Origin of the sequence: Albibacterium sp. (assembly GCF_035514885.1) — a bacterium.
Classification (GTDB): domain Bacteria; phylum Bacteroidota; class Bacteroidia; order Sphingobacteriales; family Sphingobacteriaceae; genus Albibacterium.
In genome coordinates, this window is the sequence record NZ_DATJCH010000015.1 from 1 (window position 1) to 16,533 (window position 16,533).

Here is a 16,533-nt window from a genome sequence, read left to right on the forward strand (position 1 = left end):
GCTTAAAATGCTTTTTTAACGCTGCCTTGAAAATCAGCGTAGGCATTTCTTTTGCTCTATTGTTGTGGTTTTTAAAGCAATTTCCAAACATTTTAAAAAATTTTATCTTTTTGTTGATAAAGTCTTAGAATACTGATTGCAAAAAAAGCGCAATCTACCTTCCATTTATCAGCCATTTCATACTTCAACTTTCCTCGTCCATATGATCGTCTCATAATCTAATTTAGAATTACAAAGCAATGAATAGCGTACGATAGTATTTCACAACTAACACATGAGTTGTGAGTTTTATTTAAGGATGAGAGATAGCTTATATAGCTTAATATTAATTTTTATGATGAATAAATCTACATTCGTGTGTATGTTTGTTCTAATATGAGAATTTTGTCTTGGAATTGTAACGGTGCCTTTCGTCGTAAATATCAACTGCTTGAAAAGTTCGGTGCTGATATTTTAATTATTCAAGAATGCGAAAACCCTGTATATTGCAAATCACAGGACTATTTGCTATGGGCTTGCAATTTTCAGTGGCACGGTGACAGCAATCATAAGGGGATTGGGGTTTTTGCAAAGAACAACATCGTATTAACCCGTAATGATTGGCCGGATGAAAACCTTAAATACTTTCTGTCTGTCAATGTCAACGGTAGATTTGACCTGGTTAATGCATGGTGCCACGGCGCCAATTCTCCAACTTTCGGCTATATTGGTCAATTCTGGAAATATTTACAAATTAATAAACAAAGAATGAATAATACGTTAGTCGCTGGGGATTTTAATAGCAATAAAATCTGGGACGTATGGGATAGATGGTGGAACCACTCAGACGTAATAAGTGAGTTGGAAGAGATTGGAATCCGAAGCTTATATCATGAGAAATACGATGAAAAGCAGGGGGAAGAGTCCTTTCCGACGCTGTTTTTACAACGAAACCTTTCAAAGCCATATCATATTGATTATGCTTTCGCGTCAAAGGCACTTACACCACTTTCAACATCTTTAAAAATTGGCGGACCGGAGGAATGGCTGCCATATAGCGATCATATGCCGTTATTGATAGAATGGTAGAGTTGCTAAGTCTCCTCCAATCATAATAGGCGAAGGACGCCGCAAAGTCTGAATTGGCGATCATTCCGGGCGGGCACGGTGAGTATATTAGAGAGATAACAACAATAAAATCTAATTCGAAAGAAAAGGACTATGTTAGTTCAATGATTGAAAATTTCCTTGACAAATCAGAAGGCAGAAAATGACGAATTATAACTCTATAAATAAAGAATAGATTTTTGGGGTAGCTATAAAAACTAACTCCGGAATGGCTTTGATTAGCATAGAATAAATTTAAATACCACATTCATTTGTAATCAGCAAAGGTCTCACGTTCATTTCACCAGTAAAGAGCTTTCACGGCATAAATTCTCCTTCGTGCCTCAGTCCGATTTATTCCATGGTCTCTTGACAGGTTCATTCACTTAAGAGATTGGAGCTTTAACAAAAGAATGGGATGGTGGGTGGTAATCGAAAGACGACTCCTCAACCTATTTCAGTGCCTGTCGGATTGCCTTCACCACTGTGGCAACGTCAAGATTGGTATCATAAATATTCAATTCATTCCGTAACAGCAGGAGCGGTTGAGCTAATGAGCGAAAAATGATGATATAAATATATTTTAACCGGCTTTTCCGATCGTCGGCCTTATAATAGGTACAGAGGTAGAATTCCTATTTGATGTTGTCAACCACATATGAGCTCATTCTTACGATCTTATCGTCTTTAAACTGATAAACATCGCAAAAGTTGCTGTCATATTCTGTGCCGTCTGCCTTCTTATTTGTGCTTGATCCTTGCACGGAGGCGCGATCTCCTTCAATCACGATGGTGCTAAACCGAAAATTGGTATGTTCCGGCATATCGCTTCCATCCATCTGACTGATCTCTGCCGTTCCATTAAAGGTAGTATGACCTGAAGACGCAGTATACATATCCCAAACCACGTCCTCTGCCAGGTAATCCATAAATGCTTCCATTCTGTTCTCAGTAAAGAGTCGATTTATTTGTTCGATAAGTTCTTTTGTTGTTGCCATAATCATAAAACATTCGTTGAAAGCATATTGTTTGTACCTTATCTTATTGTTCTAACCTTTTGTTATAAATATTACCCGGACTAATCAATCTCCATCCAGATCAAATTTAAATAGCATTCATTTGAGGCGCGGCATCGTGTGCAAGGTGTTTTCGCTTTTTGCGTATCTTCTTTTTTCGTTTACCCCACCAAACATAGAATCCGGTAATTGGTAAACTTGCGCAGATTAAGCTTACTAGGAAGAAAATGATTTTTGTAGTAATACCGCCGATAGCACCAACGTGCAGGGAAAAATTATTTCTTCTTAACCAATTAGCCAACTGTTCATCTTTCAATTTGACCTGAGACGATGGTAATTCTTTTAAAGTATGTTGATCTAAATTAACATATCTCCAAGATCCATTGATCATATCTGTACATAATTCAATAGCATCCGAAGCTTTTTTAGGGAAAGAAACGATAATTTGATCTTTATTATATTCTGCAATTTCGTCTGTTCCTTTCTTCCAAGCTTTATCAACCTGTTGCAAAGAAACAACCTTTTGATTTATTGTAGTGTCTGATTTAGAGATGATGTATTCTGTTTTTTTACCTCCAGTTAACCAATAAACTCCACTATTAAACCACGTAAAACTCATAATTAATGCCGTAATAGCCATAATTGCAGCAATGGTTAATGAATAAAACCCTAATACATTATGTAAATCATAATTTAATCGTTTAAAACGAGCCTTCCATTTTACTGTAAAGCTGTTGTTCCTTTCCTTTTTATTCCATCTTTTTGGCCACCACATGATGAGCCCACTAAGTAATATGAAGAAAAAAACAAATGTTCCCCAACCTACTACGAGTTCTCCTATTGCTTCAGGAAACCAAAGGTAAAAATGACCTTCCTCAATGACATGAAAGAAATCTTCGTGATCAACCATAGCAACCACCTCTGCAGTATATGGATTTACATATACCAGCGAATCAGAATTTAAACTGAAATGAGCAGTTTTTCCTTCACCATGGTACCAGATGGAGTAAATCTCTTTGTTTGGTAAAACATCAGCTACAGCTTTATACAAAACTGAAGGAGGTAATTGTTCTCCTTGCTTTTCAGCATGTAACCAAGGATTCGTAACCTGACGGATTTCTTGCTCAAAGACTAAAATGCAACCCGTAATGCTCAGAATTATCACTATAATTCCAGATACAATTCCAAGCCATAAGTGTAGCCATGCATTAATCTTTAGGAATATTTTTTTAACCATTTTAATCTTTAATAAAGAGTGGCACAACTACTGAAATACCGAAGTCAGAATTAAAAAGACCAAGCATTAATCGCTCAGTCTCTTTATTATTTACAAAAAATTAAAGTACATCAATTCTTAAAATATAATCGAAGTCTCCTTTGATATTTATTCCTTGGGTTACTTCATATGTTGTGGTGTTTAAATTCCAGACATAATCGTTTGCGCCTTCGCCATTAATTGCAAGATAAACCTTTCCATCCTCTACAATAACAGTTTGTATATAATCGCTGTTATCTCTTGGCAAGTCTGTAAGTTTTTTAACTAGCGTTTTATTGTATAAATCTATTACAGCATACTCATAAGTATGTGTTGTTCCGGTAACACTTAAGTTATTGTACTTTACAATAGCTTTACCGCCTCCAATAAACCATAAACCTACTGCGTTACTTCCGGTGATATTACTTACATTAAATTTATAAGATTGATCTAAGCTTGTTGTTCCATTTTTGTATTTATACACTACACTTGGCAAAGCTTTATTAACCATTTGCGGCGTAGTTAACATATATACATCTCCATTGACATCAACGTTTGAAGAAGCCGTCCATAAGCGGCTGCTTCCTGGTCCTGCAGATGCTGCATCTTCTTCTGTCCCTATCATTACTAATCCTGTGCTGCTGTATTTTGCAACGCCAAACAAAGCTTTGTCATAGCTAGGATCTGGCCAGTCTTTGGTATAATTGAATCCGAAATAAACATTGCCATTAGAGAATTCAAGATTCCCAATACTGATACCGCTATAACCTGTTGGAATTGCCGGAAGAGCCAACTCGCCGTTCACAAATTTGAAAGTTTCTATATCTACAATTGAGTAAAGTATTTTGGTGTAGTCACCATTTGGACCAGCAATAATTAACGTGTTATCATTAGCCCAGGTATACGTTGCAGAGGCGAAGTTTACATGTACATAAGGTGCTTCTTTTACAGGTGTCCAATTGTTGTTTTTTAATTCAAATTTCACAAATGAACCTTCTTCTTCATTTATGTAGTAATAATATCCTTTGTGAGGAATTATTCCATAATCTGCCCTTCCTGTAACCTCTCTTCCATTTCCTGATAAAGAAACGCTACCTTCGTCTACAGAGTTTACACCAACAACGTATTGACTGGTATTTGGCCAACTTCCAACTTGTAGCCATAAAACGTAATTCCCATCTGTTGTTTGATCATCAGGTAATGTTTTATCCTTTGAACAGGAAAATAAAACCGTTAATAAGAGTAAGAATGAAATTGATTTTAATATGATTTTCATGATTTTTTGGATTTTAATTTTTGCTAATAAAGTATCTTAGTTTTACATAATACGCTCTACCTTCTTTTTGAAGTTTGAAATTGTCGTATGCTAATTGATTTGTTAAGTTATTACACTCAAGAGAAATATTATATTTCGATTTCTGGAAAGAATAGGTAAGACTTGCGTTGTGGATAGTTTGTGTAGGAATTTCATCAATAACAGCACCTAAACCTTCCCAAGTTCTATAATACCAGTGTATATAATTTATGCTCCAATTAAATTGTACTCTGGAATCTTTTCCAATCAAATCGTTTTTACCAATTCCAAAATCTGCGTTGCCAAAAAACCAAGGTTGATTAGGTAATTTCTTGTTATAGGTATTTTCGTTACTGCTGGTATTTGCCGAACTGAAACTGATTGATTTTTGATAGCTCGCGTTTACAGTTGCATTTAAAAAATCTTTATAATTGTATCGTACTTCCGCTTCTGCTCCGCTAATATTAATTTTATCCAGATTCTCGTAGATTGTCCTTGGCGTATTAGATTGATATACTTTAGCATAAATAAAATCCTTAGCATAACGTAAAAAGCCATTTGCTTCTATAAATAACTGGTGGTTCTTATTTAATGTTTTTGAATAAAATGTACCTAAATTAAAGTTATAGCTATGCTCGGGCTTTAAATCTAAATTAGCTACAGTATTCACGCCATCTCCAAACATTTCTCCTGCTTCTTGTAGTCTGTAGGCTTTTTCAAAAGAGAATTTTAACCCCAAATCCTTAACTAAATAATATCGACTAGACAAACCGTACCCAAGAGAATTATCTGAACTGCGAATGTTTTCATAAACAGCATTATCTGAACTGTATTTGTTGAGTTTTAAACCTAAACCATAATATTTTGAGAATAATACGTTGCTTAATTTGTTGCTGAATAGGTCCTGTTGGTATGCAAAACCCAAGATATTTTTCCTCACAATTCCAGGGTTATCGTCCGAACTGGTGATGAGTTCGTTAAAGCTGTTGTTTTCTACTCTATCGAATACATAGTTCAGATTTAATGAATGCTCGTGGTTTATATTATATGAAATATTAGTTCGGCCAATAATATGAGGTCTAATTAAATTGTTAATAGAGAAAAGAGAACTTATTTCTGCCGACTCATTATATGCGTATACGTTGTTCCAATAGTATTTTCTTCTTGCTGTATCGGTAACTATAGAGATATCCTTTGAGTAGCCCCAATAGGTGTTTGCATTTAAGCCCTCAACAAACAAATTATTTTTAGAATATCTAATACCTGTGTTTATACTATGTCCATCCCTTGTTGCCATACCATAAACATTTCTTTGGTCGGTTCCAGTTTGCAATTGCTGATCAAAACCGGTATACGAGAAATTAACAAACAATGCATCAGCATAAGGCTTATTACTGATACCAACTTCTGCCTGTCCGAACGCAGATTTATACCTGTTATGGAAACGTTCGGCGTCAAGCGTGATAAACTTACTGGTTTCATCTATTGTAATTTTATTACCAACTATATTATCCCCAGTAATTCCTCTTACACCTATCATTTTGTAGTTATTATCTGAATAGTTAGTGAATCCATTCAGTCTAAATGTTAATCCGGTTTTCTTATTTACCAATTGAGTGCTTAAAGCATTTTTATTGGTGTTAAAAGAACCATAACTAGTGCTGAAATCAACGTAATTTTTAGTGCTTCTATTGGTGATGATATTTACCGCCCCGCCTAATGCATCAGAGCCTAAAGAAACTGGAACCACACCTTTATAAACCTCTATACTTTCTGCAAGATTTACCGGGATATTATTAAAGCTCATTGCTGTTCCTAATATCTCCAGAGGGATGCCATCAATAAAAAACTTGATTTGCTTACCTGATAAACCATTTACTGAAAAATCAAAATCACCTCCAACACCTCCTTTTTCTCGTACTTTTACACCTGTAGATTTGTTTAAGATCTGGCTTAGGTTTGTATTTGTATTTGCAAACTGTTTAGTTTCTATGGCATTTACTGCAAATCCGGATTCTTTTAATTCCTGTGTTTTGGTTTTGCCGGTAACTGTAACCGTTTGCATTTCTGTAGTACTTTCTTCAAGTAATAATGTAAGATTTAACACCTCGCCAGTTTTTAAACTTACTTTTTGTTGCAAAGGTTGGTAGCCAATATGAGAAACAAGCAGGGTATAGTCTCCTGCTTTTATATTACTGAAAGCGAACTTCCCGTCTTTATCTGTTGGCGTTGATTGGGCTAATTCTTTCAATTGTACAGAAACTTGTACCATAACTCCATGGCGGTCTCTTATTTGTCCCAAAATTTTAGCAGTATTTTGTGCAGTGGCTACAAAAGAGAAAAAAGATAGTACAGTTATAAGTAGAAGTTTAATATTCATGTTGTATTATTAATCTAATTACCGCAAACGTACGTTTATTTAGATTAAATACAAATAAAAATTAAATGATTTTATTTTTTATTTCATGCCTATCGGTAATGCTAATTAGAGCTAACATAGGTCAGTTTACAGTCTAGACGCAACGAAAACTTAAATATTACCTGTTCCCTTTTGTCTTTAAGTTCGTGGTTATTGATTCCTACAGATTTCGTATTAGAAAGCTCCAGACTTGTGTTCCATATTTGCTTGAATATTATGTTGTAATCGATTTATACCATTTCCGAGGCAAAATCTGTACATTGCTTCAAACTAAAGCTTGATTATCCCCATAAACCAGTTACGGTGAGCAGATTCTAGTTCCACCAACTTTGGAATATCTGAACATAAATCTAAGATTTTATGTCATTATCAGGCAAGATAAACGAATAATTTTCGATTATCTTGTTATTTTATTACATTTGAGTATGGAAATTAACCGGCTTATAGGTATTCATGCGGAACAACCATTGACACATCAGTTATTGATGTCATGGCTAAAAGGTTATAAGCGTCCTAATGATAAAATTTTAGGGTTGAAAGCTCAAGGGATTTTAGAGCCGTTAAAAAAGGGTTTATACATAGCTGGACCTTCGGTAACGGATAAGAAACCTGATGTTATGCTTGTAGCGAACCATTTATTGGGGCCAAGTTATATCTCGTTGGAAACAGCATTGTCTTATTATGGGTTAATACCAGAACGGGTGTACGAAATATCATCCATGACGACAAAGGCATCCCGCTCCTTTAATACGGTATTGGGCATGTTCACATACACCCGTCTTCCCTTGCCATACTACTCCTTTGGTTTACAGATGCTTCTACTTCCGTCCAGTCAGTATGCTATTATAGCGTCACCAGAAAAGGCATTATGTGATAAAATAATAACCACATCGGGATTGACGTTAAGGAGTGTCCGAAATGCCTATGATTATCTTGTTGATGATATGCGGATAGACGAATCTGCATTGAAGGATTTGAATACGAATATGATAAAGGAATGGCTTCACGATGCACCAAAAAAGGATAGCTTATTGATGGTGGTTAAAATGATAGAACAATTATGATAAAGGAATGGCTTGACAGTTACAAACCTAGGAATGAGCAGGACGCTAAAGATGGACTAAGGGAAATCATGCAGGAAATAGCTCTTGCAGGCCTTTATCGAGCTGGCTTTTTTGAAAAGGCTGCTTTTTATGGTGGTACAGCATTAAGGATATTTTATGGCTTGGACAGGTTTTCGGAGGATCTGGACTTCTCACTCCTTGAGGTGAATCCAGAATTTGATCTCAGTAAATATCAAGAAGCGATCGTTCATGAATTTGAATCATTAGGGATGAAAGTGTCTATCAGGGAGAAGAAAAAAGTGGCTAAGAGCAATATTGATTCGGCATTTTTAAAATCAGAAACACTTTGGAGTGAATTAGTTCTAGAAGGTGTCATTCCTCAGCAAGGGGTTGATCGGATCGCCAATATCAAAATCAAGATTGAGGTGGATACGGAACCACCTTTGGGCTTCGAAACGGAGGAAAAGCTACTCTTACGTCCTTTTTCTTTTTATGTGAAGTGCTTTGTTCTTCCTGATCTATTTGCTGGTAAAATGCACGCCCTTCTCTTTCGTAAATGGGGGCAAAATGTGAAAGGACGAGATTGGTATGATATGGAATGGTATATTAAAAAAGGTACTGTCCTTAACTTGAACCATTTTGCATTACGAGCCAAAGATAGCGGCGATTGGGAAAGGAATACGATTAACGAAATAGAGTTTAGAGAGCTATTGACCCAAAAGATTGATACAGTAAATATGCAATATGTTAAAGCGGATATTAAGCGCTTTATTCGCGATCAAAGTACTCTTGAAATATGGAGTCCGAAATATTTCCATGAATTGGCGGATCATTTGAGAGTGAAAGAAGGTTAGAAGTGCTTCTATGAATCATTTGTGGAAGGTGTCACAATTATTCATGAAGCTATTTTTGGGGAAGATTGCAGTTGAATCATCGAAAATATTTAATATATTGTATTTAAAATGAGATTACTATGAATGCAATAAATTTAAAGAAATCCACTTCACTACGTTTGGATGCGGAGTTGTATAATTACATAGAGAAGCTGGCAAAAAAGGAAAATAGAAGCGTCAATAATTTCATTGAAACGGTTCTTGCTAATGCAACACGTTTCCACGATCCGAACAGTGAGACAAGACAGGCTATTGAAGACGCAAAAAAAGAAAGACCTTCTTTGAAAAGGTATGATAACACGGACGACTTGTTAAATGATTTGATGGCTGATTAATGGCAGCGCAAAATATATTCTGTGTACCGTTGTCTCATCCCAATTTCTTCCTCAACGCTGCCATATCCTCACTGATCTTCTTTTCTAATACCTTGGCGTAGATTTGTGTGGTTGCAATTTTGGTATGACCTAGCATCTTACTGACCGTTTCAATCGGAACGCCATTGGAAAGGGTCACCGTTGTTGCAAAGGTATGCCTTGCCAAGTGGAAGGTGATGTTTTTCTTGATGCTGCAGATCTCGGCAATCTCTTTTTAGGTAAGCATTTACTTTTTGATTGGATATCATGGGAAAGACGGTGCCCGTGACTGCCGCTCTAGGATTATGTTTATATTTCTTTAATATTTCAATAGCTTTGGGTAGAAGTGGGGTGGTCACAGGGCTGTCGGTTTTCTGCCTGCAGGTACGTATCCATACTTCACCGTCGGAAGCTTCCACAATGTTATCATGCGTGAGGTTGATCACATCGACATAGGTAAGGCCGGTATAGCAACAGAATACAAACAAGTCCCGGATCATATCGATCCGCGCAATTTCAAAAACTTTACTTTCCAGCTTAGCCAATTCGGTGTCGGATAGGTGTTCTCGGTTTACCTTTTCAATTCTGAGTTTATAGTTCATAAAGGGATCCTTGGTTATCCATTCCAAACGCATGGCCAGATGCACCATTTTTTTCAGGCGAATGATGTGTTTCATGACGCCGTTGTTGTTCATGGGCTTCTGATGGTCCAGGGGTTTATGGTTCCGCAAGAAGGTTTCAAAATCAAAAATGAATTTATAGTCGATATCAGTGAGAAAGAAGTCCACCGCACGGAACTTCTTTTGAATAAACTTTATTAGGTAGCGCTGGGTGACGTAATAATGTTTTAGGGTGCTCCACTTCAAGGTGCTTGAGGCAGTTTCATTGTGGTATTCAAAAAGGCTAGTGAGGGTCTGTGCTTCTTCGATGTTGCCAAAGAAGTGATCTTTCACCGATTGGGCTGTGACTCTTTTTCCGCTTAGCATCAGCTGTTGATAAATACCTCCCAAAGTCAACCGCACATCTTGCAGGTATTTATTGATCTGTTTGAATTCCTCACGCGTTCCTTTGAGTGCTCCTTTTGTATTATCCCAGAAGTTTAAATCAACAAACTGTTTTAAAGCAATGTAGCAACGTTTTTTATTAACGGTAATACAGGCGTAAACTGGTGCATTTCCTTCTTTTTCCTTGTCCGCTCTAATGGTAAAATGGACGCCAAATGATTGTGATGTTTTCATAAAAATACTCTTTAATCCTCCATAAACTTGATTTAACCCGTTTAAACGCTATTTTAGGTAACACAGATTGTTCGTTTTTATGCCAATTTTAAACCTAAAAACCGCTCTTTTTGTAAACTTTTTAGGCTTCATAATGCTGACATACAGCGCGTTGTATCGTTTTGTGTTACCTAAGTTAAACATTTAAAATAGGTAGTCGGATAGGTAACGAGAATGAAGGATTCTTATGGATTAATATGAACTACTTAAAAGTAGAAAACCCTGTAAATCAGACTATTTACAGGGTTTCGGACTAGCGTGAACTAGTATTTTGTGCGCCCACCTGGGCTCGAACCAGGGACCAAAAGATTATGAGTCTTCTACTCTAACCAACTGAGCTATAGGCGCAGAATTCAGTTTGGGTTTTGAGAGGGCAAATGTACATATTTGTATCTATAATTTGAAAATAATATGCGAAATATAAACAATATCATTTTTGACTACGGGAATGTTATTTTCCAGATAGATTTTATGAGGGCTAAGCAAGCTTTTCAAGCGCTTGGAATTCAGGATGCTGATTCTTTTTTTTCACATAAGGAGCAACATGCTCTCTTTGATAAGTTGGATACAGGAAAAATTTCTGCTGCTGAATTTTATGAGGGTATTAGGGGTTTTTCTGGTGGAAGGGAGCTTTCTGACGAGCAAATTAGAGATGCATGGAATGCTTTACTGATAGGTGTGCCGAAGGGGAACCATGAGGTTTTGTTAGAAATGAAGTCGAAATATCGTACATTTTTATTGAGTAATAATAATGAGATCCACTATCGTTTTCTGATGGATTATTTAAAGAAGGACTATGGTATTGCAGATAATTCGGGCTTTTTTGAAAAGGATTATTACTCGCATTTAATGGGGATGAGGAAGCCTAATCGGGAGATTTTTGAATTTGTAATTAATAAGCAAAACTTAGTGCCAGAAGAAACCTTATTTATTGATGATAGTCCCCAGCATTTGCAGACGGCAAAAGAGTTGGGGCTTCAAACGGTACTATCAACTTCGGCTGATTCTTTTCAGGAGCTGATTAAGGGATTGAAGCTTTAAGCCAGGGTTTAGATTATTTAGATTGCTTTCGTCTTTCAATTTCCTTTATAATTAAGTTAAGCTCACGACTGGTTTGTCCGTGAACGGATGTGTTTTCCTGGGCTCTTCTTAATAGATAAGGCATGACCGCTTTAACCGGACCATAGGGCATGTATTTAGCAACATTATAGCCTGATGCTGATAGGTTGAAGCTAAGATTGTCGCTCATGCCCAAAAGTTGAGCAAAATATATTCCGGGATGATTGTGGGGAACGTTTCGTTTATCGATCTCGATGGCTAGTAATCGAGAGCTTTCCTCATTATGGGTTCCGGCCATAAATGCGATGCGATCTAAATGGTCTAAACAAAAAAGGAGTGCCTCATTATAATCTTGATCAGATGCTTCTTTCGTGGCTTGGATAGGTGAGGGGTATTCTTTTTCTTCAGCGCGGTCGCGTTCCAGTTCCATATAGGCTCCACGAACGAGTTTGGCACCTAAATAGAATTCTTTGCTCTGGGCTAATTGGAAATCGTTTTTTAAAGAGGACAATTTATCGTGACGATATAACTGATACGTATTAAATACAATTGGTTTTTGACGATTGTATTTTTGCATCATCTCTAATGCTAGATCATCTATAATATCTTGAATCCATGAGTATTCAGCATCTATTAGAACTTGCAGATCTGATTCAAAACAAGCTTTACATATGCGATCGATACGAAGCTTAACATTCTCAAACTCTTTATTTTCTTGATCGCTTAGTTTTTCTTTGGCATTGATTTTTTGAAGCAATTCGAATCTTCCTAATCCGGTTACTTTGAATACTGAAAAAGGGATATGCTTGTCTTTTTGAGCTCGTTGAATGGTACGTAAAATTTCTTCGCAGGTGGCGTTAAAATCGGTTTCCGTATCTTCTCCTTCAACTGAATAGTCTAGTATGGTATGTACATTATAGGAGGCAAGATGCTGGATGGCTGTTTCACAATCGCTTATATTTTGACCTCCACAGAAGTGCTTGAAGATGGTATTCTTAATAATACCCTGAATTGGTAAGCCAATTTTGAGTGCGAAATTAGTCGCGTAACTTCCAAACTTGACTAAGGGATTTATTGAGATGAGTTTAAATAGCCAATATGCTCTTTGTAGATCTGCATTAGATTTACTTTTGAATGCTATTTCTGTATTTTCAAATGAAAGCACTTTTGTTTTACTTTCCATGATGATGATTTTTTAAAGAATGGTGCAAATGTAGCTATAAAACAAGTTTGATATTAGGTTATTTTTATAGATTAGCTGTAACTTCGACCTATGATTGAATTTAAGATTGAAACTGAATATATTCCGCTTATATCCTTATTGAAAGCAACAGGTTTAGTAGAGAATGGTGGGGAAGCGCAAGCCGTTGTTTCTGAGGGAATGGTGTTTTGTAATGGCGAGGTTGAATTGCGTAAACGTTTTAAAGTTAGACCGGGTACTTCTGTAGAATTTGAAGGTCATTTAATTAAAGTTATATAAATATAAAAGCACATAGCTTATCCAATACGATGAAGACAATAGATAGTTTAGGTTACTCCATATTTTTTCAAAATCAATTTGCTAGTTTAAACAGATTTCTTAAAGAGCGATCATATTCTAAGGTATTTATTCTGACAGACCGAAATACGGGAGAACAGTGTTTGCCAGTATTAATTGCGGGCATGCCTGTTGATTTTGAATATGATATTATTGAAGTAGACCCGGGGGAGGAGAATAAGAATATAGATTTTTGTATAGGAATCTGGAAGATGTTGCTTGATTTTGGCGCTGACCGCAATTCGCTGTTAATTAATTTGGGAGGTGGGGTAGTGACGGATATGGGTGGTTTTGCCGCATCAACTTTTAAGCGTGGAATTGATTTTGTTCAGATGCCTACTACATTATTGTCGCAAGTAGATGCTTCTGTTGGTGGGAAGACAGGTATTGATATGGATTCTGTAAAGAACATTATTGGAACCTTTACTCAGCCTCAAGCAGTATTTATTAATGCTGACTTTTTAAAGACACTTAGCAAAAGGCAGCTGATTTCTGGATATGCTGAGATGATAAAACATGCTTTTATTTTTGATGCGGATTATTTTCAGGAGGTAAAAGGAATTGACTTTGATGATATTGATGAGGAGCTGATTTATCGATCTGTTGAGATTAAGAATAAGGTTGTGACCCAAGACCCTAAAGAGCAAGGCTTGCGTAAGATTCTGAACTTTGGACATACCATAGGTCATGCTGTTGAAACCTATTCTTTGAATAGGGATGCTAATCCTTTATTGCACGGTGAAGCGATAGCCATCGGGATGATTTGCGAGGCATATCTTTCTTATCAGTATAATGGTTTAAAGGAGGGTCAGCTTGCAGAAATAGTTAAAGCTCTTAGAAGTATTTTCCCTGATTATCAATTGAAGTCGGAAAGCTTTTCTGATTTGATTGCGATTATGAAGAATGATAAAAAGAATACCGATGATAATATTGGTTTCGCCTTATTAAAAGAAATTGGACATTGCGATTTCAATCATTACTTAGATGAGGATAAAATAAAATCTGCCTTGACTTACTATCAGGAAACGGTAAGTGAGTAAGATCTTTTTATAAGTCGGGTTGGCCGGCATCTACCCATGCGCTATACCAAAAGCTGCTTAAGGTGATAATAGCAGCTCGCATTTGTCTTTCAATCATTCCGTTAAGGGCTTGATGGTAGGCTTTTGAATAGGGTTGTGAATAGCTTTTTATCAATGAATTGTTTCGGTTCTCGAAAATGTATTTTTGATCGTCGGGGAATTCTTGATTTAAACGTTTTTCGATCATAAGAACAGAGTCTGTTAGTGAAAAGCTATGCTTTATGATTTCCCACGATTTTAAAAGGGGCGATTCTATATATTGAGCTCTCCCTACAAAGAAATTGTAGTTTGGCGCGTATAATTCGGGCAGTCGACTTTCCCAAAATGCATGAATACCTTCCTGATCCGTTAATTGACCATTGTAGTTTTTGGTGGTATGTAGCGGGGAATGAGCATCAGCAATATAATGCCCTATATCTGCCGATACGCGTAGTATAAGTTGGGTGTTTTTTTCTTTGAAAGCATTCACCAACTGCATATAGCTGAAATGTATTTGCCAGGGCAGTATTCCATTTGCTCTTAAGGTATCTTCGGGTATTTTGTTGATTGCATCTTGCCAGTATAATGGTATACTGTCGAATAGGTGAGTGTCATAAGCATCTATATCAATGAAGTGGCGTTCGGCTTCTCCTGAATTAACATATCGGCGTTTGTCAGCATCCACAGCATTTTCTTTGATATAAGTGATGTGTTTTTTATAGAAGCTAACCAGTGGAACAGGTAAGGTAAATACAGCAGCTTCATTAATCGTTCTATGAGCATAGAAACCCCATGAACTAAATAGAAGGATTAGGAAAAGAGCTACACTTAAGGAGACAAGCCACCGCATTTATCTAACATAGGTATTTATTAATATAGAACCTAATGTTGAGGGTGCTTGATAATAGGGTTAATATTTTTTGAAAAGGTTTGATTATTAAAAATTTTCATGGTACATTTGCAATCCGAAAAACATTAAAGGAATAAAAGCTAAAAAAATGGCAAATCATAAATCAGCTATAAAAAGAATTAGAGCAAACGCTGCGAAGCGCTTAAGAAATCGTTACCAAGCGAAGACAACTCGTAATGCAATTAAAAAATTGCGTTTAACTACTTCTAAGGAAGAAGCAGTTTCACAGTTACCACAAGTGGTTTCTATGATAGACCGTCTTGCAAAGAAGAATGTAATTCATAAGAAAAAAGCATCAAACAATAAGTCTAAGTTAACGAAATTCGTTAACGCCTTATCATAAATATTAAAGCCTTTTTGGTTTTCAGAAAAGGGTTACTGTTTTCAGTAACCCTTTTTGTATTAGCCCCCTTTGACCATCTCCTCTAATTTGTGGTTTTGATAAGTTAATAAGGTATCGCCTTCAATAATATGGATGCGTTAATTCCTAATTTCTTTATCATGTTGGGTATTACTATCTCTTATTGTAATACTTAATTTAATTTGATTCCATGGAATTACCCTATAAACCACACATTGCAATTAATCAATGGGCAGAAGAGGATAGGCCTCGCGAAAAGTTGTTGTTGCAAGGAAGGCGCGCCTTGAGTGATGCAGAATTGCTTTCCATCTTAATTGGCAGTGGATCTAGAAATGAATCGGCGGTAGAGCTCAGCAGACGTATCTTGAACGAGAATGGAAATGACTTAAATCAACTCGCTACGCTTCTGGTTGAGGATTTATATTCTTATAAAGGCATTGGTGAAGCAAAGGCGATTACTATTATTGCTGCCTTGGAGCTGGGACGAAGAAGGAGTGAAACTGCGGAGGTTTCAAAAAAGCAGATTGGCAGTAGCAAAGATGTGTTTGATGTGTTGAAGTTGCAATACATGGATTTGAATCATGAGGAGTTTTGGATTCTTTTGTTAAATCAGGCAAATCGGGTTCAAAGTAAACAGTTAATTAGTAGAGGTGGTAGGGCAGGTACGGTGGTTGATGCCAAACTGGTTTTTGAGAGTGCTTTGAGGCATAAGGCCACTGCCATAATTTTAAGTCATAATCATCCTTCCGGAAATTTGAACCCAAGTGAACAGGATCGGAGCTTAACTAAAAAGCTTTTTGAAGGTGGAAAATTGCTCGATATCCGAGTTTTAGATCATTTGATATTCTCTAATAATTCTTATTATAGTTTTTCTGACGAAGGGCTTCTGTAAATTCTGCAAACTTGATGCTAATTTATATCTTTGCATAATTCTAAAACAGTAAGACACTC

18 protein-coding genes and 1 tRNA gene are annotated in these 16,533 nt (G+C 36.4%); 10 read left to right on the forward strand and 9 right to left on the reverse strand.

The window, feature by feature from the left end; genetic code table 11:
- Window positions 1-375 precede the first annotated feature (375 nt).
- Complete coding sequence (locus VL047_RS08400) at window positions 376-1,068, forward strand: endonuclease/exonuclease/phosphatase family protein (RefSeq protein WP_325359678.1); 693 nt, start codon at window positions 376-378, stop codon at window positions 1,066-1,068.
- A gap of 436 nt (window positions 1,069-1,504) precedes the next feature.
- A complete protein-coding gene (locus tag VL047_RS08405; RefSeq protein ID WP_325359679.1) occupies window positions 1,505-1,654 on the forward strand; it encodes a hypothetical protein in 150 nt (49 codons plus the stop codon).
- 67 nt (window positions 1,655-1,721) lie between these two features.
- On the opposite strand, the gene VL047_RS08410 is transcribed toward VL047_RS08405, so the two are convergent.
- The 4 genes from VL047_RS08410 to VL047_RS08425 form a co-directional block, all read right to left on the reverse strand.
- Window positions 1,722-2,084, reverse strand: coding sequence for a nuclear transport factor 2 family protein (locus VL047_RS08410; RefSeq protein WP_325359680.1), 363 nt, complete (start codon window positions 2,082-2,084; stop codon window positions 1,722-1,724).
- Between the two features lie 106 nt (window positions 2,085-2,190).
- Window positions 2,191-3,339 carry a PepSY-associated TM helix domain-containing protein gene (locus VL047_RS08415; protein WP_325359681.1) on the reverse strand — a complete coding sequence of 383 codons (1,149 nt, stop codon included), beginning with the start codon at window positions 3,337-3,339 and terminating at the stop codon, window positions 2,191-2,193.
- Between the two features lie 100 nt (window positions 3,340-3,439).
- Window positions 3,440-4,633 carry a DUF4374 domain-containing protein gene (locus VL047_RS08420; protein ID WP_325359682.1) on the reverse strand — a complete coding sequence of 398 codons (1,194 nt, stop codon included), beginning with the start codon at window positions 4,631-4,633 and terminating at the stop codon, window positions 3,440-3,442.
- Between the two features lie 13 nt (window positions 4,634-4,646).
- On the reverse strand, window positions 4,647-7,031 hold the full coding sequence (locus VL047_RS08425) for a TonB-dependent receptor (RefSeq protein ID WP_325359683.1): 2,385 nt from the start codon (window positions 7,029-7,031) through the stop codon (window positions 4,647-4,649).
- Window positions 7,032-7,495: 464 nt separating this feature from the next.
- On the opposite strand from VL047_RS08425, the gene VL047_RS08430 reads away from it, so the two are divergent.
- The 3 genes from VL047_RS08430 to VL047_RS08440 all read left to right on the forward strand — a co-directional run bounded on the left by VL047_RS08430 (window position 7,496) and on the right by VL047_RS08440 (window position 9,362).
- Window positions 7,496-8,134: a hypothetical protein gene (locus VL047_RS08430; RefSeq protein WP_325359684.1), complete on the forward strand. Its 639-nt coding sequence runs from the start codon at window positions 7,496-7,498 to the stop codon at window positions 8,132-8,134.
- Window positions 8,131-8,988: a nucleotidyl transferase AbiEii/AbiGii toxin family protein gene (locus VL047_RS08435; protein ID WP_325359685.1), complete on the forward strand. Its 858-nt coding sequence runs from the start codon at window positions 8,131-8,133 to the stop codon at window positions 8,986-8,988. The genes VL047_RS08430 and VL047_RS08435 overlap by 4 nt, the downstream gene beginning before the upstream one ends.
- A 119-nt stretch (window positions 8,989-9,107) precedes the next feature.
- Complete coding sequence (locus tag VL047_RS08440; RefSeq protein ID WP_325359686.1) at window positions 9,108-9,362, forward strand: ribbon-helix-helix protein, CopG family; 255 nt, start codon at window positions 9,108-9,110, stop codon at window positions 9,360-9,362.
- Between the two features lie 34 nt (window positions 9,363-9,396).
- Here the strand turns inward: VL047_RS08440 and VL047_RS08445 are convergent, their stop codons facing one another.
- From VL047_RS08445 to VL047_RS08455, 3 genes are all read right to left on the reverse strand, one after another.
- Window positions 9,397-9,540: a tyrosine-type recombinase/integrase gene (locus VL047_RS08445; protein WP_325359687.1), complete on the reverse strand. Its 144-nt coding sequence runs from the start codon at window positions 9,538-9,540 to the stop codon at window positions 9,397-9,399.
- Window positions 9,512-10,618, reverse strand: a complete 1,107-nt coding sequence (locus VL047_RS08450; RefSeq protein ID WP_325359688.1) for a site-specific integrase — start codon at window positions 10,616-10,618, stop codon at window positions 9,512-9,514. The genes VL047_RS08445 and VL047_RS08450 overlap by 29 nt, the downstream gene beginning before the upstream one ends.
- A 313-nt stretch (window positions 10,619-10,931) precedes the next feature.
- Window positions 10,932-11,005, reverse strand: a tRNA-Ile gene (locus VL047_RS08455).
- A 63-nt stretch (window positions 11,006-11,068) separates the two neighbouring features.
- On the opposite strand from VL047_RS08455, the gene VL047_RS08460 reads away from it, so the two are divergent.
- The gene (locus VL047_RS08460; RefSeq protein ID WP_325359689.1) at window positions 11,069-11,698 is read left to right on the forward strand and encodes an HAD family phosphatase; all 630 of its coding nucleotides are present in this window, start codon (window positions 11,069-11,071) and stop codon (window positions 11,696-11,698) included.
- A gap of 13 nt (window positions 11,699-11,711) precedes the next feature.
- Here the strand turns inward: VL047_RS08460 and VL047_RS08465 are convergent, their stop codons facing one another.
- A complete protein-coding gene (locus VL047_RS08465; protein WP_325359690.1) occupies window positions 11,712-12,899 on the reverse strand; it encodes a proline dehydrogenase family protein in 1,188 nt (395 codons plus the stop codon).
- Between the two features lie 90 nt (window positions 12,900-12,989).
- Between VL047_RS08465 and VL047_RS08470 the strand changes: the two genes are divergently transcribed.
- Window positions 12,990-13,196: an RNA-binding S4 domain-containing protein gene (locus VL047_RS08470; protein ID WP_325359691.1), complete on the forward strand. Its 207-nt coding sequence runs from the start codon at window positions 12,990-12,992 to the stop codon at window positions 13,194-13,196.
- A gap of 29 nt (window positions 13,197-13,225) precedes the next feature.
- The gene (aroB, locus tag VL047_RS08475; RefSeq protein WP_325359692.1) at window positions 13,226-14,293 is read left to right on the forward strand and encodes a 3-dehydroquinate synthase; all 1,068 of its coding nucleotides are present in this window, start codon (window positions 13,226-13,228) and stop codon (window positions 14,291-14,293) included.
- A gap of 7 nt (window positions 14,294-14,300) precedes the next feature.
- On the opposite strand, the gene VL047_RS08480 is transcribed toward aroB, so the two are convergent.
- Window positions 14,301-15,161, reverse strand: coding sequence for a zinc dependent phospholipase C family protein (locus VL047_RS08480; protein ID WP_325359693.1), 861 nt, complete (start codon window positions 15,159-15,161; stop codon window positions 14,301-14,303).
- A gap of 148 nt (window positions 15,162-15,309) precedes the next feature.
- On the opposite strand from VL047_RS08480, the gene rpsT reads away from it, so the two are divergent.
- The gene (gene rpsT / locus VL047_RS08485) at window positions 15,310-15,564 is read left to right on the forward strand and encodes a 30S ribosomal protein S20 (RefSeq protein ID WP_325359694.1); all 255 of its coding nucleotides are present in this window, start codon (window positions 15,310-15,312) and stop codon (window positions 15,562-15,564) included.
- Window positions 15,565-15,772: 208 nt separating this feature from the next.
- Window positions 15,773-16,474 carry a RadC family protein gene (gene radC, locus VL047_RS08490; protein WP_325359695.1) on the forward strand — a complete coding sequence of 234 codons (702 nt, stop codon included), beginning with the start codon at window positions 15,773-15,775 and terminating at the stop codon, window positions 16,472-16,474.
- Window positions 16,475-16,533 lie beyond the last annotated feature (59 nt).